Origin of the sequence: Chitinophaga niabensis (assembly GCF_900129465.1) — a bacterium.
Lineage (GTDB): Bacteria > Bacteroidota > Bacteroidia > Chitinophagales > Chitinophagaceae > Chitinophaga > Chitinophaga niabensis.
In genome coordinates this window covers 1,705,231-1,728,074 of record NZ_FSRA01000001.1, presented here as the reverse complement: position 1 = coordinate 1,728,074, position 22,844 = coordinate 1,705,231, and the positions used below count along the sequence as shown (strand labels likewise).

General features: G+C 43.7%; 26 protein-coding genes. 10 read left to right on the top strand and 16 right to left on the bottom strand.

All coding sequences use genetic code 11. The annotated features are described in order from the left end of the window. Nucleotides 1–9: 9 nt before the first annotated feature. From BUR42_RS06520 to BUR42_RS06475, 10 genes are all read right to left on the bottom strand, one after another. The gene (locus tag BUR42_RS06520) at nucleotides 10–873 is read right to left on the bottom strand and encodes a hypothetical protein (RefSeq protein ID WP_143197360.1); all 864 of its coding nucleotides are present in this window, start codon (nucleotides 871–873) and stop codon (nucleotides 10–12) included. Nucleotides 874–924: 51 nt separating this feature from the next. Then, nucleotides 925–1,749 (bottom strand): hypothetical protein, encoded by an 825-nt coding sequence (locus BUR42_RS06515; protein ID WP_074238452.1) that lies wholly within the window; start codon nucleotides 1,747–1,749, stop codon nucleotides 925–927. Between the two features lie 37 nt (nucleotides 1,750–1,786). Further along, the gene (locus BUR42_RS06510) at nucleotides 1,787–2,335 is read right to left on the bottom strand and encodes a hypothetical protein (RefSeq protein WP_074238451.1); all 549 of its coding nucleotides are present in this window, start codon (nucleotides 2,333–2,335) and stop codon (nucleotides 1,787–1,789) included. Between the two features lie 2 nt (nucleotides 2,336–2,337). Beyond that, nucleotides 2,338–2,859 (bottom strand): hypothetical protein, encoded by a 522-nt coding sequence (locus BUR42_RS06505; RefSeq protein ID WP_074238450.1) that lies wholly within the window; start codon nucleotides 2,857–2,859, stop codon nucleotides 2,338–2,340. Beyond that, on the bottom strand, nucleotides 2,856–3,185 hold the full coding sequence (locus tag BUR42_RS06500) for a DUF4133 domain-containing protein (RefSeq protein WP_074238449.1): 330 nt from the start codon (nucleotides 3,183–3,185) through the stop codon (nucleotides 2,856–2,858). Before BUR42_RS06500 ends, BUR42_RS06505 begins: the two co-directional genes overlap by 4 nt. 252 nt (nucleotides 3,186–3,437) lie before the next feature. Continuing rightward, nucleotides 3,438–3,878, bottom strand: coding sequence for a hypothetical protein (locus BUR42_RS06495; protein WP_143197359.1), 441 nt, complete (start codon nucleotides 3,876–3,878; stop codon nucleotides 3,438–3,440). An 8-nt stretch (nucleotides 3,879–3,886) separates the two neighbouring features. Continuing rightward, nucleotides 3,887–4,276: a DUF4134 domain-containing protein gene (locus BUR42_RS06490; protein WP_084185438.1), complete on the bottom strand. Its 390-nt coding sequence runs from the start codon at nucleotides 4,274–4,276 to the stop codon at nucleotides 3,887–3,889. A 172-nt stretch (nucleotides 4,277–4,448) separates the two neighbouring features. Further along, nucleotides 4,449–4,886, bottom strand: coding sequence for a hypothetical protein (locus BUR42_RS06485; protein ID WP_074238447.1), 438 nt, complete (start codon nucleotides 4,884–4,886; stop codon nucleotides 4,449–4,451). 278 nt (nucleotides 4,887–5,164) lie between these two features. After that, nucleotides 5,165–6,361, bottom strand: a complete 1,197-nt coding sequence (locus BUR42_RS06480) for a hypothetical protein (protein WP_074238446.1) — start codon at nucleotides 6,359–6,361, stop codon at nucleotides 5,165–5,167. 314 nt (nucleotides 6,362–6,675) lie between these two features. Continuing rightward, entirely contained in the window at nucleotides 6,676–7,302 is a 627-nt protein-coding gene (locus BUR42_RS06475; protein WP_074238445.1) for a Crp/Fnr family transcriptional regulator, read from the bottom strand. A gap of 248 nt (nucleotides 7,303–7,550) precedes the next feature. Between BUR42_RS06475 and BUR42_RS06470 the strand changes: the two genes are divergently transcribed. Then, entirely contained in the window at nucleotides 7,551–8,354 is an 804-nt protein-coding gene (locus tag BUR42_RS06470; RefSeq protein WP_074238444.1) for a competence protein CoiA, read from the top strand. A gap of 6 nt (nucleotides 8,355–8,360) precedes the next feature. On the opposite strand, the gene BUR42_RS06465 is transcribed toward BUR42_RS06470, so the two are convergent. Together BUR42_RS06465 and ligD are read right to left on the bottom strand one after the other, a co-directional pair. After that, a complete protein-coding gene (locus tag BUR42_RS06465) occupies nucleotides 8,361–8,576 on the bottom strand; it encodes a helix-turn-helix domain-containing protein (RefSeq protein WP_074238443.1) in 216 nt (71 codons plus the stop codon). A gap of 88 nt (nucleotides 8,577–8,664) precedes the next feature. Next, nucleotides 8,665–9,633 (bottom strand): non-homologous end-joining DNA ligase, encoded by a 969-nt coding sequence (gene ligD, locus BUR42_RS06460; RefSeq protein ID WP_074238442.1) that lies wholly within the window; start codon nucleotides 9,631–9,633, stop codon nucleotides 8,665–8,667. Nucleotides 9,634–9,832: 199 nt separating this feature from the next. Here ligD and BUR42_RS06455 point away from each other — a divergent pair, with 199 nt between their 5' ends. From BUR42_RS06455 to BUR42_RS06430, 6 genes are all read left to right on the top strand, one after another. Then, nucleotides 9,833–10,558 carry an ImuA family protein gene (locus BUR42_RS06455; RefSeq protein WP_074238441.1) on the top strand — a complete coding sequence of 242 codons (726 nt, stop codon included), beginning with the start codon at nucleotides 9,833–9,835 and terminating at the stop codon, nucleotides 10,556–10,558. Between the two features lie 6 nt (nucleotides 10,559–10,564). After that, nucleotides 10,565–12,064 carry a Y-family DNA polymerase gene (locus tag BUR42_RS06450; protein ID WP_074238440.1) on the top strand — a complete coding sequence of 500 codons (1,500 nt, stop codon included), beginning with the start codon at nucleotides 10,565–10,567 and terminating at the stop codon, nucleotides 12,062–12,064. A gap of 11 nt (nucleotides 12,065–12,075) precedes the next feature. Continuing rightward, on the top strand, nucleotides 12,076–15,303 hold the full coding sequence (locus BUR42_RS06445) for an error-prone DNA polymerase (RefSeq protein WP_074238439.1): 3,228 nt from the start codon (nucleotides 12,076–12,078) through the stop codon (nucleotides 15,301–15,303). A gap of 63 nt (nucleotides 15,304–15,366) precedes the next feature. Further along, nucleotides 15,367–15,582, top strand: a complete 216-nt coding sequence (locus tag BUR42_RS30150; RefSeq protein ID WP_074238438.1) for a DUF6965 family protein — start codon at nucleotides 15,367–15,369, stop codon at nucleotides 15,580–15,582. Between the two features lie 110 nt (nucleotides 15,583–15,692). Next, nucleotides 15,693–16,334 carry a hypothetical protein gene (locus BUR42_RS06435; protein WP_074238437.1) on the top strand — a complete coding sequence of 214 codons (642 nt, stop codon included), beginning with the start codon at nucleotides 15,693–15,695 and terminating at the stop codon, nucleotides 16,332–16,334. 75 nt (nucleotides 16,335–16,409) lie between these two features. Next, the gene (locus tag BUR42_RS06430) at nucleotides 16,410–17,204 is read left to right on the top strand and encodes a hypothetical protein (RefSeq protein WP_074238436.1); all 795 of its coding nucleotides are present in this window, start codon (nucleotides 16,410–16,412) and stop codon (nucleotides 17,202–17,204) included. A 189-nt stretch (nucleotides 17,205–17,393) separates the two neighbouring features. On the opposite strand, the gene BUR42_RS06425 is transcribed toward BUR42_RS06430, so the two are convergent. After that, nucleotides 17,394–17,762 carry a helix-turn-helix transcriptional regulator gene (locus BUR42_RS06425; protein WP_074238435.1) on the bottom strand — a complete coding sequence of 123 codons (369 nt, stop codon included), beginning with the start codon at nucleotides 17,760–17,762 and terminating at the stop codon, nucleotides 17,394–17,396. A gap of 404 nt (nucleotides 17,763–18,166) precedes the next feature. Here BUR42_RS06425 and BUR42_RS06420 point away from each other — a divergent pair, with 404 nt between their 5' ends. Continuing rightward, nucleotides 18,167–18,676, top strand: coding sequence for a hypothetical protein (locus BUR42_RS06420; protein WP_074238434.1), 510 nt, complete (start codon nucleotides 18,167–18,169; stop codon nucleotides 18,674–18,676). Between the two features lie 164 nt (nucleotides 18,677–18,840). On the opposite strand, the gene BUR42_RS06415 is transcribed toward BUR42_RS06420, so the two are convergent. Genes BUR42_RS06415 through BUR42_RS06405 form a run of 3 tightly spaced genes read right to left on the bottom strand, consistent with a single transcriptional unit; the run spans nucleotide 18,841 to nucleotide 21,069 of the window. Continuing rightward, nucleotides 18,841–19,080 carry a hypothetical protein gene (locus tag BUR42_RS06415; protein WP_074238433.1) on the bottom strand — a complete coding sequence of 80 codons (240 nt, stop codon included), beginning with the start codon at nucleotides 19,078–19,080 and terminating at the stop codon, nucleotides 18,841–18,843. Nucleotides 19,081–19,118: 38 nt separating this feature from the next. Then, nucleotides 19,119–19,685, bottom strand: a complete 567-nt coding sequence (locus BUR42_RS06410) for a DUF6705 family protein (protein ID WP_074238432.1) — start codon at nucleotides 19,683–19,685, stop codon at nucleotides 19,119–19,121. Between the two features lie 13 nt (nucleotides 19,686–19,698). Next, complete coding sequence (locus BUR42_RS06405) at nucleotides 19,699–21,069, bottom strand: hypothetical protein (protein WP_074238431.1); 1,371 nt, start codon at nucleotides 21,067–21,069, stop codon at nucleotides 19,699–19,701. Between the two features lie 423 nt (nucleotides 21,070–21,492). Between BUR42_RS06405 and BUR42_RS06400 the strand changes: the two genes are divergently transcribed. Next, nucleotides 21,493–22,110, top strand: coding sequence for an acyltransferase (locus BUR42_RS06400; protein WP_200798225.1), 618 nt, complete (start codon nucleotides 21,493–21,495; stop codon nucleotides 22,108–22,110). Nucleotides 22,111–22,421: 311 nt separating this feature from the next. Next, nucleotides 22,422–22,754, top strand: a complete 333-nt coding sequence (locus tag BUR42_RS30145) for a helix-turn-helix domain-containing protein (protein ID WP_074238429.1) — start codon at nucleotides 22,422–22,424, stop codon at nucleotides 22,752–22,754. Nucleotides 22,755–22,844 lie beyond the last annotated feature (90 nt).

Here is a 22,844-nt window from a genome sequence, read left to right as displayed (position 1 = left end):
TTTGCCTGATTATGATAGCTTTCGTTTGTTGCCATTCTTCCTCGTGTATTTTTCAGTTTGTTTCTCCTTTTGTTGAGCTGACTGTTTGATATCATCCGGCCGTGTTACCTGCGGTTGTTGCCGCAGGTTTTTCAGCAGAAGACTAGCTATATCCACATCTTTGAGGTTCATAGTCCGAATTTTGCTTTGATCCGGTTGCCATGGTATTTCACACACCATAGCTGTCGCTTTCATTTCGGATAGCTGGATATAACCGATCATATCCATTTCCTGAAGAGGGGGAAATAAAATGCACTCGACATCCGGATGAAATTCTTTAAGATTAGGAAACATGACCATGGAATTGACATTTACCTGGGTGTGTCTGGAGGTGCTATAAAATATCTCTGAACATTCAAACATAGCCCTGTGGGGAAAACAGATCTTGTTTTCCGGAAGATCTACCTGAGACAGTTCCCTTTCCTTAATATTCAAAATAAAAGAGGTCCCGTAGATGTCTATGGTAGGTAAATCGCCATTTAACCTGTCAGACAATGCCTGATCTACATAATAGAACCCATGCTTCCACTTCAGGCTGTCATTATTTATAAGATTTATGACACGATCTGATAGTCTTTCACCTTTATGGACAATGGCAACCGGAATTTTAAAGGGGTAAGGCTGCTTGTCTGCGGTAGCATATATCAGGGCCTCTGATGAACTAATAACCTTATGACTTCGGATATCATATAACCCCTTCAGGTAATACCCGCTTCGCTCAAACACCGAAAGATCATACCTGTTTTGTTTGTTTTCCTGATCTATCAGGTACCGGCGCTGCTGATCAAACCTGAAAAGGTCGCCATGCAGCACAATCATTCCTTTATAATCCACTCTTTCCATTTTCACTAATCCTCTATATCTGATATAGGTGTACTGTCCAGGTTATTTTTGCCTTTTGACGCCTCTAATTTTTTGATCTTTTAATACTCCGGCCTTCTTCTCCAGTTCCTGTTGTTTCTTGTTATGAAGGTTAAGCCTGGTGATATTTACATCCGACAGTTCTATAGTTTCAATTTTTGTCTGATCTGGTCTCCATGGCATTGCGCATAAAAGTGACGTAGCCGGTAAACCTGACATTTCTGCCCTTGCAATGATATCAAGTTCCTGAAGTGCCGGAAATTTCACACCTACCACGTTAGGGTATAATTGTTTCTGGCTCTCATTCATTTTCACTTGTGAGTGCGTGCTGATATCATAAAGGATCACAGAAGGTTCAAATAAATCACAACGGTTAAACTGAATACTCTTCTTAATTCCATCAGCTGGGATAAGTTGTGCATTTTTTATATCGACATGATAATTTTTTCCATACAAGTCAATTATAGGAAGTGTTCCATTTAACCTTTCCGACAACCCTTTATCAACGTAGTGATATCCATGTTTCCGGTTAAGGCTAAGTTCATTATACTCCCTGATATCTTCCTCTGTTAGCTTTTCTCTTTCGTCAATGATTCTGACAGGAATTATGGTGTTCAAAGTCTTATTAATATTTCGCAGGAAGTCCACTACATCTACAAAATCTTTTTTCTGTACGCTGTAACCACCGCTATAGGAACCCCAGCTTTTGTCCAGATGCTGAAAGGTCAATTTATGTGAGGGATCGCCATATAAGCTAATGCCATTCCCTGATTTCGCAAACTCATAAAGATCTCCGTGAATGATAATCATTCCCTGGTAATCAACTATTTGATTTTCGTTACTTTCCATATCTACCTCAATTGCAGTTACTATACAAATATGATCCTTATCCCAGTTTTTTCCGGTTTCGGACTTTTTGAGCCTTTTTCATCTCCTTACTTTCTTGCTGCTTATGATCTTTTACATTTCCCGATGCATCCGGTGCCAGTGGAATGCGGATGGAGGGTTTGTGCCATGAAATGGCATGTCCGGTTTTATGATCATGATACGAACCCATGATTGCCATTCCGCTGAACGGTACTGTGTAAACATCAAAAAACGTTTTCACAGGTATATCTTCAAGATCAACCGCAGAAATGCCCTTCATCTTAACGTAAGTAGGGTAATCCGGTTCTTTATCTGGTGGGAGTACGACAGCATATATTTCAGCATAATCTATCTCTGCTATATTGTGGAACTTCACAAAGCACTCCTCACAAATGTCAAAATAGCCCATGTAACACCCGCTCTCCATCTTTTCTAAATCAGCAAGGTATACATCATCTACACCCGTAGTCAAAGCCCAGAGCTTTCCGGCGCGAATGTCTATCTGGTAGTCTGTGCCCTTGATTGCTAAGTAGGGCAGTTCATCCCAGGGTGTTTTTTCAGTTTCCATCTCTAACCTCTCTTCCTCAATTTTGTTTTCTTTTTTAGTGCGGGAACTTCTCCCGGAAAGCCCGGTTTCTGTGCCCTCCCCTGATGGGTCTTTTCTTTTAGCTTTGCCCTGTTCTCATCAATGCGGCAAGCCATATCAGTTTCATCCAGTGGTATTAGCGCGGCAACAAATTTCCGTTGTGACATTTGGTTGGGAGGAACAGGTAAGCCGTTCATCAATGCAAACCGCCTTGGGTCTAAATCTCTCAGGCGCGGAAAGGAAATCGCCACCACATCTTTTGGAAATTCAGTGATGTCTTTTGGAAAGGTCTTTACCAGTTCCTTTTTTTTCAGGTTATAGTAACCATAATGGGAGTAATTATCATACCTCATAATCTCAAGTCCTGACAGCTCCAGCTCCTTTACCCGGCTGTTACGGTCAACTGGAAACCAGTAATAGCTTCCGATATTGATCTTATATTCAGTTCCGGCAATATCCAGCGTCGGGAAGTCAAACGACATTTCAGAATTATCCATCGTATTCATTTCTTGTTTTGAACAATCAGGTTTCGGAAAACCGCTCTGCTATAGCTTTTTATTACTTTTGGTACCATCTTTTTTGCCATGGCCTTCATCATTCCAAATTCCCCATACTTGTTGCTCAGGGCATAAACCTTTAACACCAAACCTGTTCCAGCAATCACAATGATCCCCATAGCGATATAAGAATTCAGCCCTATGAAATACATAATGGTATACAGCAGGAACAAAAGCATGACAACACCGCCAAAGTACCAGATGTACTGGGCTTTTAGCCCTTTAAACTCGATACTTTTATTAATGCCTTTATTTATAGTATATACACTGCTCATATTTTATTTATTAATGGATAAATACAGATACATTTAAGGGGTTTTCTGGCTCCATTGTATTGCTGCGTTATTGACCGGATGCCACGGCATTCCACGCCGGCGTTAGGTGATTAAATGCGCGAACGGGTGGAAAGCACATACCTTTTTACAACAGCCACAGCAACCTGACACCCGTCATCTTCGTTACATTTAGAACCAGATACTATACTAAGAATCCTTTAGATTTTTACGAAGTGAATTCTCTATTCAACGCTATATACCCGAATCAATTAAATAATCGTGAACAACCACTATGATTGCAATCCAAAGCTGATTGCTGTCTTTGTTGTTTTCAGAAAAGCCATAAGCATCAAAAACCTCATCACATAAGCGGATAAGGTCCACCACATTCTGGGTAAGTGTTCCGACCTTATTCAGTGCATGGTGTTCTTTTGGAAATTCTGTTTTTAGTACTTCCCGCAGGTAATCGGCCTTTGATGGGCCTAACTTTTTGATCATCTCTTTCATGCAGAGGTCTAATACCTCATGTTCCGGCTTGCCCTGATCCTCCAGGTACTGAAGCGTTGGAAGTATGGATTGCATGCTTTCCCTGATGTACTGACTTAACGGGTATTCCTGCTGATTACGTAGGATCAGCTCAGGATGATGGGTTACAATGTATGCCCTGAATTGTTCTAAGAGTTGTGCTTCCATAGCTGCCATTATTTTACGCCGAAAAAGGATTCAATTACTGTTGCAACGATGACCAGGAAGATACAGCTGCCGAACCACGCTGCTGCTACTTTTGAGGTATCCTGATCCCCACCATTCCACTTGGTATACACTTTTACCGCCCCGATTAGTCCTAAAACCGCTCCTATGGCATACATCAGGCTAGTCCCTGATTTGAAATAACCTCTTACTGCTTTATCCGCTTCCTCTATACCGGCCTTTCCGTTTTGTGCTTCCACTGCAATTGTGATCAGAACCAAAACCACAGTCAGCATAATTTTCTTGCCCTTCTCTACAGAAGAATCTAAATTCTCTCTCCACATATCTCTCACACTTTTAAATTTCTCCTTCTCAAAACCCTGCTGATCCTCCCTGGGCATGGCCGCAGGGAGGGGCAGGGAACCGCCAAACCAATGCTTCTATCAATCTCACCACAAGCTCTACAGCACTAAGCAGGTTGGGGGTACGTTCTTCTTATCAATTCATTGGGTTGAAAATCTGCCTTTGCCTTCCCGCCAACCAAGGCGGGAAGGGAGGCAGACGCTCCGCACGCTATTCCCACAACCCATCTACTTCACGCTCACTCAGCGTTACGGAGCTATTCCTATCACACTCTGCGACAATCATTTCATTAATGGCTGGTCTGAAAGCATCGATATTCAGGGATGGATAATCATCCAGATGACTTTTGACATTAACCAGCAGTTCTTCTCTCTCTAGCCCTTCATTGGAGGCGCGAATAAGGAATGCTTTCAGTTTGGCAATCAGCTCTTGTGCCTGGGTAAACAGATCTTCCGGAATGGAATCGAAATCAGGTTCTTCAGTATATTCCTGTTCCTCCTGATGCGCATCTTCATATGATCTCTGTGAATCATCTTTTGTACCGGCCTTTGTACGTTTGTAATAACGCAGTAGCAGGAAAGCATAATAAGGAACAAGGATCAGAAAGACTGCTGTAAAGTATTGCAGCCAGGTAATGTTCTTTAGCATTTCTTTTACGTTTACATTTCACATTTCCAACCTTCGCATCTGCTAAGGGTTGTTGTTAATTGACAGGTCAAAGGAACACCAAACGCAAAAACTGCAAAAGACCGATTTAGGGAACAACTTTTATTGTACTTATTGTACTACGTTCTTTTTCAATAGAATAAGGGTAAAAAAAATACGCCTTGAGGGCGTATTTTTTTTACTATTTTAAGAAAAAGCGGAGCAAAAAAAATACCCCATTCAGAGAATGGGGTATTATAAAATACAATTGAATGTGGCCATCAGTAGCTTCTGATTAGCCGGATCAGTTCCTCCAGCTTTGCGATCACAATCTGTTTGTCGCTTTCTTCAGCAACGTAGGACTTTGTTCTGGCATTGTCCCAATTGATGTTTTCAGTTAAAGGCGTTGACAGGTATGGTGTGATGGCTTTAAAGGCTGCACTCATGCTTTTGGCCAGTATAATACGAAGATCAAATAAGGCCCTTAAGATCAGACTCAATTGGTCAACAGACATGGAAACAACAGCTTTAAAAGCATTTTCTTTCATCTCCTTCCTGGCTTCTTCCCGTGCCAACGGCACGAAACCTTCCAGCCGGTTTTCCCGATAAGCAATCTCATTGTTCAGCCATTTGTAACAATACTCCTTTACCGATGGGAAATCAGGGTCCAGCACAAAGTTCTGCCGTTCCGGTATGATGTCCAGCTTCTTGCTTTCCAGTTTCAGAAACGCTAGCTTTTCTTCTTCTGTTTCTTTGCTGTCCATCAGCATCTGTGTACCTGTGGTAAAGTACCGGATACAGTTCTTGCTGTTTAAGTTCCAGATAATGAGTAGTTCGTTGATGGCATCACATCCGGTGATGGAGGTGAGATTGCCATCTATACTTAACACGTCATGCATCAGTTCTCTTATATAACTGGATTCCCGCAGGGTGATCGGAACCCTGTTATCTATTTTGGAAATATAATCCTCTATCACCTCCATTACTATATCTACCGGGGCCATGCCGTATTCCCCTGTAGCAAGGTTTTTTCTCATATCGTCTGCGCGTTCCAGGATCTGCGTTTTCTGTATCAGTAGTTCGGTGATCGGAACAAGGTTTTCTGTATTCAGAAAAGAAGAAAGTTCCTTTTCAAACAGAAAGAGGATATAGTGCAGACGGGCGCCGATAAACTCGTGCAGTTCTTTCAGTCCTGAGTGCATCACAGCTGGATGATGCAAGTGGCTGTAGTTCTTGGTGATCATCAGCACCAGGTCATCATGATACTTCTTTACCAGTGACCTGCTGGCAGCTTCATCCGGAACGCGGAATAAACGATTTTTCAAACGGGAAAGAACTTCACGTTCTTCTGTTTCAATGCGCTGTTTAATTTTGTTGGTTTCTTCACTGGACAAGTCTTTGCTGCCCTTCACATCTGGATTCAATTGGATAGAAACCACATCATCCAGCCATTCCAACTCATACTGATTCTTCTTCATACCATTCTGGTTAGGAGTTAGCTAATAATTAATAATTCCAGCGGTTAGAGAGGTGAGGCTTCAGGAACAATAGGGTTGATGTCACAAAACAATTAACGTCTAATTCGCTGATTAACAATAAACTAATAACGTATAATGTTTTGTAATGTTTTATTTTTTTAGAATAAACGCATCATGCGCGTTATTGCGTGACTGTTTAGAGTTTTCTAACGGAGTTTGATTTTAGGCAAAATTAACCAGGCATTTATACATTGTGTGTGATTTTCGTCACGAAATCAGGGGACAAATAATGCTGGTGGAGGCGTTCCTCATTTTTATTTTTTCCTTAGCTGGCTTCTCAAACGGCTGAGGGTTTCCCTGGCAATGCCAAGATAGGTGGCCGTGTCACTTACTGTTGTCTTGGTGACAATATCAGATCTGTGGGTTAATATATACGTGTACCTTGTTTCAGGATCAGCATGAAGGAGTTCAATGCGGTCTAGTGCCTGCAACAAATATTTGTAGAACAACTGGCCGACCAGAATTTTAAAATGTGGCCCATCATTAACCAGTTCCAGGTATTGATCATAATAGAGCACGATACATAGCGTATCTTCCGCAGTAGTCAGGCTTTCTTTGCTGGGTATTTGCTCAAAATAGCTCTGTACGCCCATTGTGATTTCACCATCACCAACAAACCAGATGGCCTTTTCCTGACCATCATATATCAGCCGGGAAATAACATAACCTTTAATAATAAAGCAGCATTTACGACAAACATTTCCGTAGTCCAGGATGACGGTGTTTTTCAGATAATTTTCTATTACAGTTATCTTTCTGAAATGTTCAAGTACCGATGAAGGTATTTCCGGGTAAGCTGCTTTAAAATGTATGAATACATTCTGATAGCCCGCTTCAATTAGATCCTGCGGAATTTCAACTTCTTCGCTTAGTGGATTCATAAAATGATGGTTTCAGATAAGGAAATGGGTGTTCGCTAAATTGCTCGGGTTTCAGATTAGGGCTGACAGAATCTGCTGGATACAATTTAAGATATTTTTGGAAATTAAATTTTAAAGAGCAGTTGTCACCATACGTGCTGGCCTTGATACCTATAAAGGGGCTTTCACCACCGGAAAACATTAATAAAACTTTATTCTCCAGGATTGCGACAATAAAGGGAAGTGGCTATATTTAAAAAAAGATAAGTATGCGCTTTGCTTTGATCAATAACGAACCTATAGAGGCGGCACCCGGATTACAAGGTAACTGTCGAGGATGCGGGCGGCTTGTCATTGCAAAATGCGGGACAGTAAGAGTTCACCATTGGGCGCACCAAACAATCAGAATGTGCGATAGCTGGTGGGAACCGGAAACAGAATGGCACCGCTCCTGGAAAAATAATTTCTCCCGTGAATGGCAGGAAGTATTTATGCCGGATGTACAATCCGGAGAAAAGCATATTGCCGATGTGCGAACCGAACATGGGCTTGTTCTTGAATTTCAGCACTCACATATTAAGCCCGAAGAACGTACTGCCCGTGAAAAATTTTATCGGAATATGGTTTGGGTTGTGGACGGTACGCGTCTTAAGAGAGACTATACCCGCTTTTTGAAAGGGAAGAAGGATTTTCGCGCTACCTCCAAACCAGGCATCTTCATGGCCGATTTTCCTGATGAATGCTTTCCTAAAGCATGGCTTAATTCATCTGTGCCTGTTATTTTCGATTTCAAAGGGGCTGGTATTGAAGGGGAACCTGAAGACCCAGGTGATCCCCTTTACTGTTTATTCCCGTATGAGGGACTTTTTGACGCCTATATAGCAGAAATTCCAAAGAATGCTTTTATAAATACTGTTCAGAATGGTGAATGGGGAATCAGGGTTCAGAGTTTTATGAACGAAGTAAACGAGAAGAGGAAGCATCAAGAGCGCCTTCGACAAAACCCCAATAATGGCATATCCTATCGGAAGTTCATTTTTCCACGTATATATATAAGGAGGAGACGGTTCTAGTTATTCCTATTTCAAAAGGGAATATGGAGGTACACCCAGCGAATCTGCAATGCGAACCAAGAAAAGCACATCAACATTGTCATACTCACCCTTAAGTATGTTTTCCAGCCGGGTCTTATCAGCATCACTTAGCTCCAGGTCTTGCATGCTGATGCCCTTCTGCATGTAAACGGCCTTTAGTTTTTCCGCAAAAGCCTGAATGATATCTTCCTGCTTCCCCATACTGCGAAAATACAGCACTTTTAACACATAAAATGCCACTAATCGCTGCACTTTCCAGAAGTTCCTGCTTTAACTGATCTGACAACGCTTAAGCTCCCTTATCGATTTGGCTTGCGGTTTTGGGCACTTCCCGCACGACATCCTTGGCCTTTTTATCTTTCCGGAAGCCGAGAAAAGTTGCTGGCTTACGGATACGGCCAGATTTAGTCCAGGTCGCAAACTCAAAATTAGCTACCAGCTGGGGTTTAACCCAATGTGTCTTTGCGCCCTTGGTATCGAGCACCTGGTTTACAAAAGGCGATTTTTCTGTTTCTATCGCCTGTAGCTTTGCGAGTATGCCGGGCATTTCACTGTGCTTATAGCCACCGCCTGAGCGGCCTATCCATGTAAATTTGCCGTTTTCATAAGCACCAAAAAGCAGGGATTTAAAAGAACGCACCTTATCGGATTCCGCCCAGCCACCGATAACAAACTCCTGGCGCTTGCGGGTGGGTATCTTAATCCACAGGTTGCTGCGGTTGCCGGGAAGGTATGGGCTGTCCTTCTTTTTCCCTACGATCCCTTCCAGGTTCTCCGCCAATGCTTTAGCATACAGCTGCGGGCCGTTCGAATAGCTTTTACTGTATTTCAGTGTCCTACTTTTTCCTACGAGCGCAGAAAGCAGTTCTTTACGTTGCGCCAGGGGCAGATCTTTGATATCTGTACCATCCAGTTCCAGCAGATCAAACACACAATACGAAATAGGTGTTCGTTTTCCGTTGTACAGCTGAAGGCTATCGAAATCAGGTTTTCCATCATTAAACACGACTACCTCACCATCGATGACAAGATCGTGTCCGAGTTTCAGCAATGCTTCTGCTATCAGCGGATATTTTGCGGTGTAGTCCAGGCCTGAGCGGGAACGCATCACAATTTTACCAGCCTCTACAATAGATATGATTCGGTATCCGTCCCATTTTTGTTCATACAGATATTCAGTGCTATCTACAGGTGCATTTACCAGGGTACAAAGCATGGGTTCAATGTGCCCGCCCTCCTTATTTTTTCTTTTCGCCATACATCATTCGGGTTTACGCGCATTATGAAACAATTTATATGCCTAACAGAACAGCGGTCAGACCTCAAAGTTTTGGCTAAATCGTAGTACAGCATGCCTCAAATTTTACTAATCCGATGTTAAACTAGTCACTTAGATTTTATTTTACTAATATTATTAGTACTATTGCTAAATAATTGAGCAAACATATTTGTGAGACATGAGCGGCAAAAAGGAAGTCATCGAGAAATTGCAGCGGGAAATCCTTTCTCTTCAAGGCCATAAAAGCCTTGACAGCAGCGAAGATCCCCTTGGCTTAGGGCCTTTGGAGGCTTCCTTTCCCGGTGGTGTATTCCCCAGGGCAGCGGTTCATGAGTTCATCAGTAATTCCCCGACAAGAGCCGCCACAGCAGGTTTCGTGAGTGCAATATTGGCCAATCTGCTGAAAAATGGCAGCGTTTGCCTATGGATAGGTGTTGACAGGACAGTGTTTCCGCCTGCCCTTAAGGCATTCGGGGTAGAGCCCGAGCGGGTGATCTTCATCGACCTCAAAAAGACGAAAGATGTGCTTTGGGTCATGGAGGAAGCATTGAAATGCGAAGGGCTTGCTGCCGTAATTGCCGAAGCGCCTGATGTGGATTTCAATGCATCCAGGCGCCTTCAACTGGCCGTAGAAAATAGTAAAGTAACCGGGTTCCTGCTCCGCAATGATCCCAAATCCATCACAGCTACAGCCTGTACCGCCAGATGGAAGCTCTCATTTTTACCAAGTGAACTGGCGAACCGTATGCCCGGTGTCGGTCATCCCCGATGGGCGGTTGAATTATTAAAGGTTCGAAATGGAACTACCGGTTATTGGGAGTTAGAATGCATGGATGGTCAGTTTAATCCTATTGCCGGAAAAGCAGCGGCAGCAATAAATGAAAAATTACGAAAAATCGGATAGTGTGGTATGGAGAAAAGATTTGTTGCAATATGGTTCCGTTATTTAGAAACGGATTGGATGATCATCCGCCAGCCCCGTTTAAAAGGTATTCCTTTTGTTTTCTCCAGCAAAGTTCATAACCGCATGCTCGTTGCCGCTGCAAGTCCTGATGCAGAGCGGCATGGCATTTATCCGGGCATTCCATTAGCTGATGCAAAGGCCATTCTTCCGGCGCTGGAGGTTTTTGATCAGAAACCGGATAGAAAGCAGAATTTATTAAAAGGCATTGGGGAATGGTGTATCCGGTATACGCCTATTGCGGCTGTAGACCTGCCTGACGGCCTGATACTGGATGCAAGCGGATGTGCCCATTTATGGGGTGGTGAAAATGAATACCTGAAAGAGATCACATGCCGCCTGCGAACAGCCGGTTATGATGTAGCAGCTGCGATCAGCACTACCGTGGGTACTTCCTGGGCAGTTGCCCGTTTCGGTAATGAAAAGATCATTGCGCCTGGCGGGCAGCTGGAAGCTTTAATGTCCTTGCCTCCAGCCGCACTCCGCCTGGAAGAGAGTATCCTTCAGCGACTGAAGAAATTGGGTTTCTATCAGATCAGCAGTTTCATTACTATGCCGCCATCTGTACTAAGAAGAAGATTCGGGCAGCAACTGCTGGACCGCATAGCTGAAGCGGTAGGCAACAAAGCGGAACCCATTACGCCTTTACAGATCATAGCCCCTTATGAGGAACGTTTACCCTGTTTAGAGCCATTAAAGACAGCCACCGCCATCAAAATCGCTATTGAACGATTGTTGCATGGCCTATGCCACCGCATGAAATCTGAAGGCAAAGGCGTACGCAGGGCCAGACTAAAATGCTTTCGTATAGATGGTGAAATTCAGCAGGTGGAAATTGGTACCAGCAGGGCATCGCATCATGTGGAGCATCTTTTCAAACTATTTGAACTCCAGGTACAGACCATCCGCCCGGCATTGGGCATTGACCTTTTCTTATTAGAAGCGATCAAGATTGAAGAGGTCAGCCAGGCACAGGAAAAACTATGGGCAGGGCCTCCCGGCCTGGACAATGCCAGGGTATCAGAACTGCTGGACAGGGTAAGCAATAAGGTGGGTTCCGATGCGATCCACAGGTATTTACCGGTGGAACAGAACTGGCCGGAACGCTCTTTTAAAGTGGCGGCTTCGCTGGACGAAAAGCCTTCCACAGCATGGAGAACGGATTACCCGCGACCGGTACTCATTTTACGGCAACCGGAACCCATCCAGGTTACCGCGCCCATACCGGATTACCCGCCCATGAACTTTCGTTATAAAGGTGCTTTATATGAAACGAGAAAAGCCGATGGCCCTGAACGTATCGAGCGGGAATGGTGGATAGAAGAAGGGCAGCACAGGGACTATTATGTTGTTGAAGATAAAAACGGCCAGCGTTTCTGGTTGTTCCGCTCTGGCCATTATTCTGAAGATCAGACACAGCAATGGTTTATACATGGATTTTTTGCATGAGGAAGTAGATCATGAGTTATGTAGAATTACAGGTGACCAGTAATTTCAGTTTTTTGCGTGGTGCTTCGCACCCTGAAGAACTGGTGAACCAGGCAGCGATTTACAATTATAAAGAAATTGCCATCACAGACCGCAATTCCCTGGCGGGCATTGTACGTGCCCATGTGGCCGCACGGAGCTGTGACATGCGTGTGATCACCGGCTGCCGCCTGGATCTTACAGATGGGCATAGCCTGCTTGCTTATCCTACGGACAGGGAAGCTTATGGCCGCCTTTCAGCACTATTAACCGTAGGTAACCTACGGGCAGAAAAAGGAGATTGCCTTTTAAACAAGGCAGATGTGTACCAGCATAGCAAGGGGATGAAGTTCATTGTTGTACCCCCCTTCGCCTTAAACAAGTTGTTTGACTTTGAAGAGCCTTTCAAAAAAGATCTGCAGGAATACCGGGAAGCGCTGGGCACTGATCTCTATATGGGTGCCATCCGCACCTATACCGGGAATGACCACAAAAAGCTGTTTCAGCTCTCGCACTTGTCGGATCAATACGACATTCCATTGATAGCTACCAACGATGTGCATTACCATACCCCTTCACGGAGGGAATTACAGGACGTGCTGACCTGTGTGCGGGAAAAGTGTACGATTCACACTGCCGGTTTAAAACTACATGCGAATGCAGAACGTTTTCTGAAACCTGCAAATGAAATGATCCGCCTGTTCCGGCAACATCCTTCCGCCGTTCGGCTTACACAGGAACTGGCAGAAGCATGCAGGTTTTCACTGGACAGCCTTGAATATGTTTATCCTGACGAAATTACTTCCGAAGGCAGATCCCCGCAGGAAGAACTGACCTACCTGGCCTGGAAAGGCGCAAGCGAACACTTCGGGGAGCAGATACCGGAAAAGGTTACCAATGCCATAAACTATGAGCTGAAGTTCATCCAGGAGATGAACTATGCCGCGTATTTTCTTACCGTTTATGACATCGTAAAGTTTGCGCGAAGCAGGGACATTCTTTGCCAGGGTCGCGGATCTGCGGCAAACTCTACCGTATGTTATTGTTTGGGTATCACCTCTGTAAATCCGGCTAAGTTTGAGCTGTTGTTTGAACGTTTCATTTCCTCCGCCAGAAATGAACCGCCGGATATTGACGTGGATTTTGAACATGAAAGACGCGAGGAAGTGATCCAGTACATTTACCAGAAGTACGGGCGTGAACGGGCGGCTATTGTCGCAACAGTTACTCAGCTTCACCAGAAGGGCGCGATCAGGGACGTAGGAAAAGCAATGGGCTTAAGTGTGGATACGATAGATAAGCTGTCCAGTTCGATATGGGAGCTTACACCGGAGAAGTTTGATGATAAACGGGTTGCCGATCAGGGACTTGATCCTTCAGACCCTTACCTAAGTAAAGTATTAGACCTTACACACCAGATGATCGGCTTCCCCCGGCAGCTGGGCCAGCATACCGGTGGCTTTGTCATCACACAAGGCAAGCTTACTGATCTGTGCCCGATCATGAACGCCCGCATGGAGGACCGGACAAACATTGAATGGAACAAGGATGATATTGATGCATTGGGTTTTCTTAAAATAGATGTGCTGGCTTTAGGCATGCTTACCTGTATCCGCAAAGCATTTGACCTTTGTAAAAAACACTACAATATAGAGCTGACTTTGGCCAGCATCAACAAAGAAGAAGATCCTAAAGTATATGAGATGATCAGCCGGGCAGATACCATCGGCGTATTCCAGATAGAAAGCCGCGCCCAAATGTCCATGCTGCCCCGCATGAAGCCCAAGTGCTTCTATGATCTGGTGATCGAAGTTGCGATTGTAAGACCGGGGCCGATACAGGGCGATATGGTACATCCTTACCTGCGCAGGCGCAATGGAGAAGAACCGGAAGAATATCCGAAAGAAGAATTGAGAGAGATCCTGAGCCGGACAATGGGTATCCCGCTGTTCCAGGAGCAGGCTATGAAACTGGCTATTGTTGCCGCAGGATTTACGGCCACAGAGGCGGATCAGCTGCGGCGTAGCATGGCTACCTTTAAAATGAAGCAGGGTGCAGTGAATAAATTTGAAAAGAAGCTGATCGATGGCATGATGGCGCGAGGCTATGAGGAAGATTATGCAAAGCGGGTGTTCCGGCAGCTTCAGGGATTCGGGAGTTATGGTTTCCCGGAAAGCCATGCCGCCAGCTTTGCACTGCTGGTGTATGTCTCCTGCTGGCTCAAATATTATTATCCGGATGTATTTGCCGCGGCACTGCTGAACAGCCAGCCGATGGGTTTTTATCAGCCAGCCCAGCTGGTAAGCGATGCCCGTAAACACGGTGTCGAAATCCGGCCTGTAGACATCAATCATTCTGCCTGGGATAACCTTCTGGAAGCGCCATCCGGCAAATATTGCGCCCTACGCCTTGGTTTCCGTCAGATCAAAGGCATGCGGGAAGAAGATATTCAGCTCCTGATCAATAACCGTTATCAGGGTTATAAGACCATTCCTGAACTGAAAGATGCGGGGTTATCCCATGGGGCACTGGAGCGGCTGGCCGATGCAGATGCATTCCGGTCTATTGAGCTGGATCGAAGGCAGGCTTTGTGGGAAGTATCTTCCTTACATGATAAACCAGAGGCATTATTTAAAGGACAGCCTTCGCAAAGTAGTTATGAAGCACAGGTTGTACTACCACTGATGTCTGAAGCTGAACATGTGGTGCAGGATTATGCCAGTACTGCGCTTTCCCTTAAAGCACACCCGGTCAGCTTCGTTCGGAAGCAGCTGGAGCAGTTGCATATCCTGTCTACGCAGGTGATCAATAATGGTGTTGACGGAACAACGGTAAAAGTGGCCGGATTGGTACTCGTCCGGCAACGGCCAGGTACGGCAAAGGGCGTTTGCTTCATTACCATAGAGGATGAAACCGGCACCTGTAACCTGGTGGTGTTTGAAAATATATTTAATAAATTCCGTAAAGAGATCGTACAATCCAGGTTATTGATGGTGGAAGGCAAACTTCAGCGGGAAGGACAGATCGTGCATGTGATCGTATCCAAATGCTATAATATGTCAAAGCTGCTGCGTGTGCTTTCTCCACAGCAGACAGAAAGCCTTTCTCATGCACTGGCTAAATCCGATGAAGGTGCAGCGTTCCCGGCAGATTCCAAAGCGTCCAATAAAAGTGAAGGCAAACAGGAGGATATATTTCACCCAGGCCGTAATTTTAAATGATCGGTCCTTACTTTATTGAAAAGGTGCTATTGTTTGTTGAGTTAAGTAACTAACTTCATATTCATGACAGCAAACGAGTACCATAACAAATTCCAGGACTTAACCCTACCACCGGCACCGGTTAAATTGTTTCCAGGCGTTATTGTTACCGACGTGCATGGATTCATTGAAAAGTCTTTAAACATACTGCGTAGCGGACAGCACAAAAGAGTAACTGATCCGATTGAAGTACGGTTAAAGCGACTGATAGAAATTATAGAGCAACAAAACAAAGCTTAGTGAAATCGTTTTGAGAATTTAAAAAAATGTCTGTGCCAATGATGTAACAATTTTTACCTCCACTGCTTTATCTTACATTCCCAAATGGCATTTCAACTAATTAATAAATCATGAGCCAGAAAATCATTCAGGAACTGCTAGACCGTGTTCATTTTTTCTATTCCACTATCCAGGAAAGGGATTTTGAAGTTAAAGCCGGCAAACGTAATGCTATAACGGCAACGAAAATCAATAGCCTTATCGGAAAGGTAGACAGTCCTTTAAGGCCTTTGGAATTGGAAGCAAAGCAGCACTGGAAAAATGTGATGAGTTGCGATTATATGCAGTTTCCAAATTACTATCTGGGCATCAATCTGGACAACATAGACCAGGCCCCACATATTGTAGAGCGGCAGCGGCGGCTGGTACTGTGTGTGTCTTTATTGTGCCGTTATTACACTTTATTCTATGAAGAGGATTACATGTTTACCCAAATGCTAACTTATGAAGATATGACGCCGCCCATTTATCGCATTTACTTTCAAGATCTGGCAAATGACCCATCCGGGAGGTTAAAAGAAGATTTCAAAAAACTTCAAAGCATATGCGAAAAGCACTTCCCGGACTATACTTTTGTGGATCACAGGTGGATCATGACAATTAAGGTGCCTGATATGCAGACTGATACAGGAGAGCTTCAGGTTCCGGAACGCAGTATTTATTCCTACCTGTTTGATAATGTAACCATGAAGGTGCCTTCGGTCCTGATTTAAAACCCCATCTACAAGACACTCGTTACTTCTGGTAAATTGTTTTTAACTACTTTATCACTTTTCAAACCCCCAGGAATGGATAAGATCAAAAACAAATATGAAATCATACTAGGCTTTGCCGCGGTATTTATCTCTCTTAGTGCTTTTAAAGATGAACTGAAAAATATCCTGGTAGACTTAGGCTGGCTGCAATTCACGCTGGCGGATTACTTTTTGGTGGTCGTCCTAAGCTTTTCATGTAGCCTTTACTTGTACGTCATAGAACACATGGCCAGTGATACAAAATTTGGCAGCAAGAAACTGTTTGTTTTCCTTCCATATGCTGCATATTTCATTTTTATCATTACCCTTTGCACACCCGTAGCTATTGTACTTAATTGGGTCATATACAAGCTATTTAATTCGGAGTCCGAAAAGGCAGCTTCCAGTAAAGATGTGGTGGCGCCTGCGATTGGAATTATTATGTCCATGGTGGCAATCGTAATTTCCTACTATGTTACCAAATGGAACGCTCATTTTCAGCGATTAAAAATTGCTTACGCAATAGAATTACAAAAAATAAGGCACCTGGAAAGCGCATCAAGGTTGTTCCAGGATGGTTACTTTTCTCATTCGATCCTGGAGGCCCTGAAAGTCCTGGAAGGTCATCTTTACAAAAAACTTTTTGAAAAGAAAATCCATGTTTCACGAAACAGGTTTAATGATCTAATACGGCATGCCTTACAGCAAAATATTATTACTGAATTGGATATACCCGCGATTAACCAAATAAAGGAAATGAGAAATTCCGCCGCTCATTCGGACGTTGCTCACAACAAGGAACAGGCTCAGTTTGCGCTGGATTTCGTTCGGGAACTAATTAGCAGATAACATGAACTGCCTGCTAATCCGCTGGCGGCTTAAACGATAGGTTTTATCCACTTCGCTACACTGCTGCAATGTCATTGCGAAGAACACAGTGATGAAGCAATCCAACACAAAAGATTGCTTCGCCACACTCGCAATAACAACTATTATTTTAAATATAATTATGGCCGCTCATAGGAGCAGCCATATCTTTTACCCTAATAATTCTGTAGGACAGCACCTGAAAAATGCAGCCATTGCATACAGCTCGTCAATTCGTGGCTGACTTGCGTTTTTGGCCCAGTTGGTGATGGTGTTTGGACTGACCCCAATATGTTCAGCTAATTCTGTACGGCTGATATAATGTGCAGCCATCAAAGTTTTTAGCTGGTTGTACCTTAGCTTTTCTAAGCCATTAATTCCAAGCGCTTCTGCAATTTCTTTTAGCTCACAAAAAGCCTTATCATCTACTTCTCCCAATAAAATCTCCCTGACATACTCATAATCCCACTCTGCAATATCACCAAGGTCATGCCAGGTGAGCTTATTTTTCCTGCAATGTTCAATAATCAGATCAGCCATTAGCTGCTCGCGTGTTTTTTCTCATTTTATTATGTTTTTGGTTTAAACAGTAATGATAGGAATACTGAAGCACTCGACTGCTGGGTAAATCGCCATCTCATTACTTAGTGCCCTGCATGGCAGGTGCCGATGAAACACTCCGCATTGCGGAGATCAGCGTAAAAACATAAAAGGTTCCGGTAGGACAGTTGAAAGACTGATCTCCCTTTTTTGTTACACGATAAGTTTTTAGAACAGATGAAATATTTGCGTTATTTTTATTTAAACAACATTCAATTGATTGAATTTTATTTTGCGCTTCGGCCTTTATAACAATGAGCTGTGTCGGGAGCGCTTTCAATTCTACATTCAAATGAAGAGTAAACGAGCTGGCATACTTATTATCCTAACTTCAACTGGCTTCTATGTCCTTAAATGCTCAGGTTAAATTGAACGATAGTGGTTTTGGCGATGTCCAATTAGGAAAAAATATAAAGGCGATCAAGGGTGTGTCGCACTTTTCTTCGTTCCCCGATAGGAATTTATTCCAGGTTTTTCCTTCTGACATCGGCTTATATGTCTGGCAATCACAGGATTCTTTGATTGGTGGGACACAACTTCGGTATGTTTTCTTATCTGCTGATAGCAACGGTATTGTTATAAAGATTTCCCTTTGGATCAACGACTTAGGCCGCAAGGTGGAATCGTATCTAAACCGGATTTACGGGAAACCTAAATATAAGGCCGAACCCGCAGTCAATGGATGGAGAAACAGGGGTTCGGTCATCTGGGAATTATCTCCCGATATCTCCGCCTTCCTGGCACAACCTTTTGTAGTCGATCCTACACTAGGGTTTGAGGTTACAAAGTTGGAATTCTTTTACCCCCATAATTTAAAAAAGATCAGCAAGCACATCATAGCACCAAGATTTTAATTCTCTGTTCGGATACAATTGGTAGCTGGAAGCATATCATAAACAGATGCTTTGCTTCACCCGCAAAACAAAAGCTGATATACCCGGCATTACGACAACACCTGTAAATATAAAAGGCTTCCGGGATGCATTTAGCATCCGGAAGCCCATCCTTAAACTTGCCTTTATCGCTTTACACCTCTGCTGGATTGCATAATCAGTATTCCACCACAAACCACGAGTAATACAAATCCCCCAATCCCAAAATTCAGCATGGTGCTTGCACCATCCCAATGATTAACCTTGGCCAATAAGCTTAAAAGCACCAGCAGCAACCCTATAATAGCACCTGCCAAAAAGATTTTTTTCATCAGAATATCTTTTATGTCATAAATTACGATTCCACCACCTACATTTTCTTCCATCTTAAATTCTCAGGTCATTTTGAATAGCTGAGTGCACACTATCTGATCTTCCGCATCACAATGCCCGTAGGAACTGTACGTCCGGACATATATGCCGGGGGCTTATCCTTAAAATAGAATTCCATTTTGCTCCGGTACTCAGTTTCCCATATTGCAGCATCAGGTTTACCGGGTATCAGCTCCAGATGACCGGAAAACTCCCGTTTCCTGGTCAGGTCATGGATATAAATGCTAAGGGTCGAAGGTTTGGTGGGTGTGGTAGCGGTAATGGTGGCCACTTTAGCCAGCAGGGTATCCTCCATTTCTTTCAGCGGGGCTGAAGCTATCCTGTCCTGGCTGCTTTCCAGGAGTACCCCATTTTCATAGTAGGAATGCCAGCCAATGATCACATCTTTGGATTTGCCTGTACCTGAAAAGTGAAGTTTTACCTGTCTGAGCACAATGGTGAAAATAGTGCTGTCAGATTTCCATTGCCAGGTACCAGTATATTTTGCCAGTTCCGGATCTCTGGTATATCGTTCCTTGTTGCTGTTCCCTTTCGTTTGCCCAAAAAGCCGTACCGAAAAAAGAAGAGCTAACAGTATGATGGTGAGCCGCGTTTGCATATCTCAAATTTACTTATCTACAGGGAATAATTACGAATTCGTTATTGCCATCGCGCACAATTGGCCGCCAGCTGTCCAGGCTGCTGAAATTGCCTTTATAAAAAGTCAGCCCGGTATTGCTGTCAGCAAGCAGGTTCATGAATTTCTCCTGGTTATCTGCTGGCAGGTTATCATTTGAGATGCCATATTGTAGCGTATACCGATTTTCCAGGAGCACGGCATTCACATCATTGTTTAGCCAGTTATTTCCAAAATCCCTGAACCGCTGCACGTTTTCAATCCCCAGGGTATAGGTTGTTCCCTGGTTGGTAATCACAGTGAAAGAAAAATTTGCAGGATTTTCAACTTTGTTATAGCGCAGGAGATCATACATGGCTCTTAAATCACTCACCGAGAAAATCGAAAATCCCCCGGCAAAATGATTGTGCATCATTCCTTGAACAGAATTATCCGAAAAATTATTCATGTTCATCTGGATGTGGTGCTGATCGGGCTGGCCTGTAAAAAGGTTCCAGCCTCCGTTTGCTGGCTGGTTGGTATGTACCCAGGCAGCTTCATAGTTCATGTTCTGAGCGGCATATTTAAGTAGGGCCAGTTTGGAAATAAACACCGTATCATCTTTCAAACTTCTTGCCTTGGCACAAAGGTCCTGTTGCTGGTATTCATACTGTGTTTCATTGCCCGTACCGGAACCACCCCCGCCACCGTCACATACGGTATACAGGTACAGTGTTTCATAGATTTCCCCTGTTTCCGGGTTGTAGTATACTCTTACCCAGGTTACACAGTTACCAGTAGGATCACCTACAGCCGCAAGCTGATCTGGAACACCTGCTTTTGCCAAAGCATTCCGGCTTCTATCAGGTTGAACAATTTCCGCCCGCAGGAGCTTTCCCTTTTGCAAAGTATAGCTCAATAGCTCATGACCGCCATTGCTTAAAGAGGTTGCTTTGAACCTGCCCGTAAAATTGAGCGGCTTTTTGTTCAGGAAGTTTTGCAGTTGGTCCCCGGCCTTATCCCCGGCTCCCGTGGCATTCACTTCAATCAAAGTGCCACCTACTGGCTTATTGTTCTTGAATTCCAAGAGGACCTTCGCTGAACGGTTTGGATTGTTGCTTTTTAAGGGAGCAATGATCAGTTCGGAGTTTTTCCAGCTGATCTTCTTAATTCCGGACACATCCAGCTGCCGGAAAAGGCTATCGCCAAATTCATTACCCAGCCCTGGAACGACATACCGTTGGGAATTCAGGTAACTTTTTACTTCCTCTGCGTATTGGTATGTTTCGTTGGGTATCAGCTCGTGGCTGTGTTGCTGACAGGAAGAATAGAAGGCAATCAGGAATACCAGGGCTACCAGGCGTAATCTTGTAAAATAACTGATCATCACGTTAGGTTTAAAACAATTAAATAAAATAATTTGGGCGTACGATTACTGGGCGCATAAACGGCCTCTAAGGCGGTTTTCTTTACCCAGGTTATTTGCCTACAGCATTTTCGGAGAAATACATGGCGATAGCCATGCACTGGATGCAATATATTTACAGATTCCATAAGTATATAACCTGTTTTGATTTGAACGACATTTCCTCAGCGCAAAAATGCCTGTAAAGGCTGATCCGTTTTGCATTAAGCGCATAAATACGGTTAGCTGTTTTGAGTAGAATTACTTATTGAAGAAGTTATGCATACAAAGCCCGTCAATACTAACAACAAGTACTGAAAAAATCTAACCAGGGGATGGTATCCTTGAACACCTCAGCGATTTTCGATTGGGTTAAAGTAATCCCCCCAAAGTACCTTTGCAATTGTGAAGGAGGAAGATACGATGAAGGAGAAGGACTTTAAAGAAAGCTATTTTGTGCACGACCTTGCGAATGTAATGTGTAAAGCCATTGGTAATGGCACACGAATCTGGCAGTTTACAGTGGTGCTGCCAGGTGCGGTGATCGGACAAGAGTGCAATATCAACTGTAATTGTTTTATTGAAAATGAGGTTATTATCGGAAACGATGTCACCATTAAATCCGGCGTGCAGGTTTGGGATGGCGTAAAAATAGCAGATAATGTTTTTGTTGGCCCCAATGTTACTTTCACCAATGACCGTGTTCCCAAGTCGAAGGTCTATCCACAACGTTTTTTACAGACACACCTCCAGGAATGCTGTTCAATTGGTGCGAATAGCACAATTATTTGTGGTGTTACTATTGGTGCGTACGCATTTATTGGTGCGGGTAGTGTGGTAACAAAGAATATTCCCCCATATACCGTATGGTATGGCAATCCCGCTTCTCATAAGGGATACATAACGGAGGATGGTTTGCTGTTGGATATGAGCCTTTCCGATCCCAAAAATGGAGATCAATATAAAATATCGCCGGGTGGCCCTATTAAAATCGATGTGCCAGCTGGGCTTCCTGTTCCTTAAAGATTGCTTCGCGGCCAATGTCTTCTGCTAGAACACAATATTATTCAATTTCACGACTTCACGGTGAGGTCATTGCGAAACACGCAATGTCGAAGCAATCCATTTGCAGATTGCTTCGTTTCGCTCGCAATGACGGCAGATCAACCAAATACAGGCAGCAAGTATGATTTAAGAAGAGTAAAAAAGCGGTATGGCCGGGTGAATCTTTTAGGAAAATAAAATCTTCGCACTGCTGTTTGACCGCGGGTTATGATTTTAATTTTATGATGCCACCTCTCTTTTTATTTGATTGATAACAGTATATGTGACCCATGATGCTTTCTGACACAGATACCAAAACAATACACCAGGTCCGGCATTTAATCCAATGTAGGGTTTTCCAGCATATCAAAATAACTGACCTGCTTTTAGACGCTGAAATGAGAGAAAGCAAGCTTTCCAAAGGTTTCAGATCACTATATGGTGTGACAATTTCTCACTATCATCTGACAATATCTATGGAATATGGTAAAGCACTATTGGAATCAGGTGCTATGGTTAAAGAAGTCGCAATTAAATTAGGATACCGTACGACCGGCAATTTTTCCCGCGCTTTTGTAAAGATTTTTGGAAAGCCTCCGAGCAATTTTCAGGTGCACAAATAGTGCAGTGAAATAACGGAATCGGATAACTGTTTTTTCTTGGTGGTGAATACAAAGTGAATTAGTTTTGATCAAGAAATTAGAGACACAGTA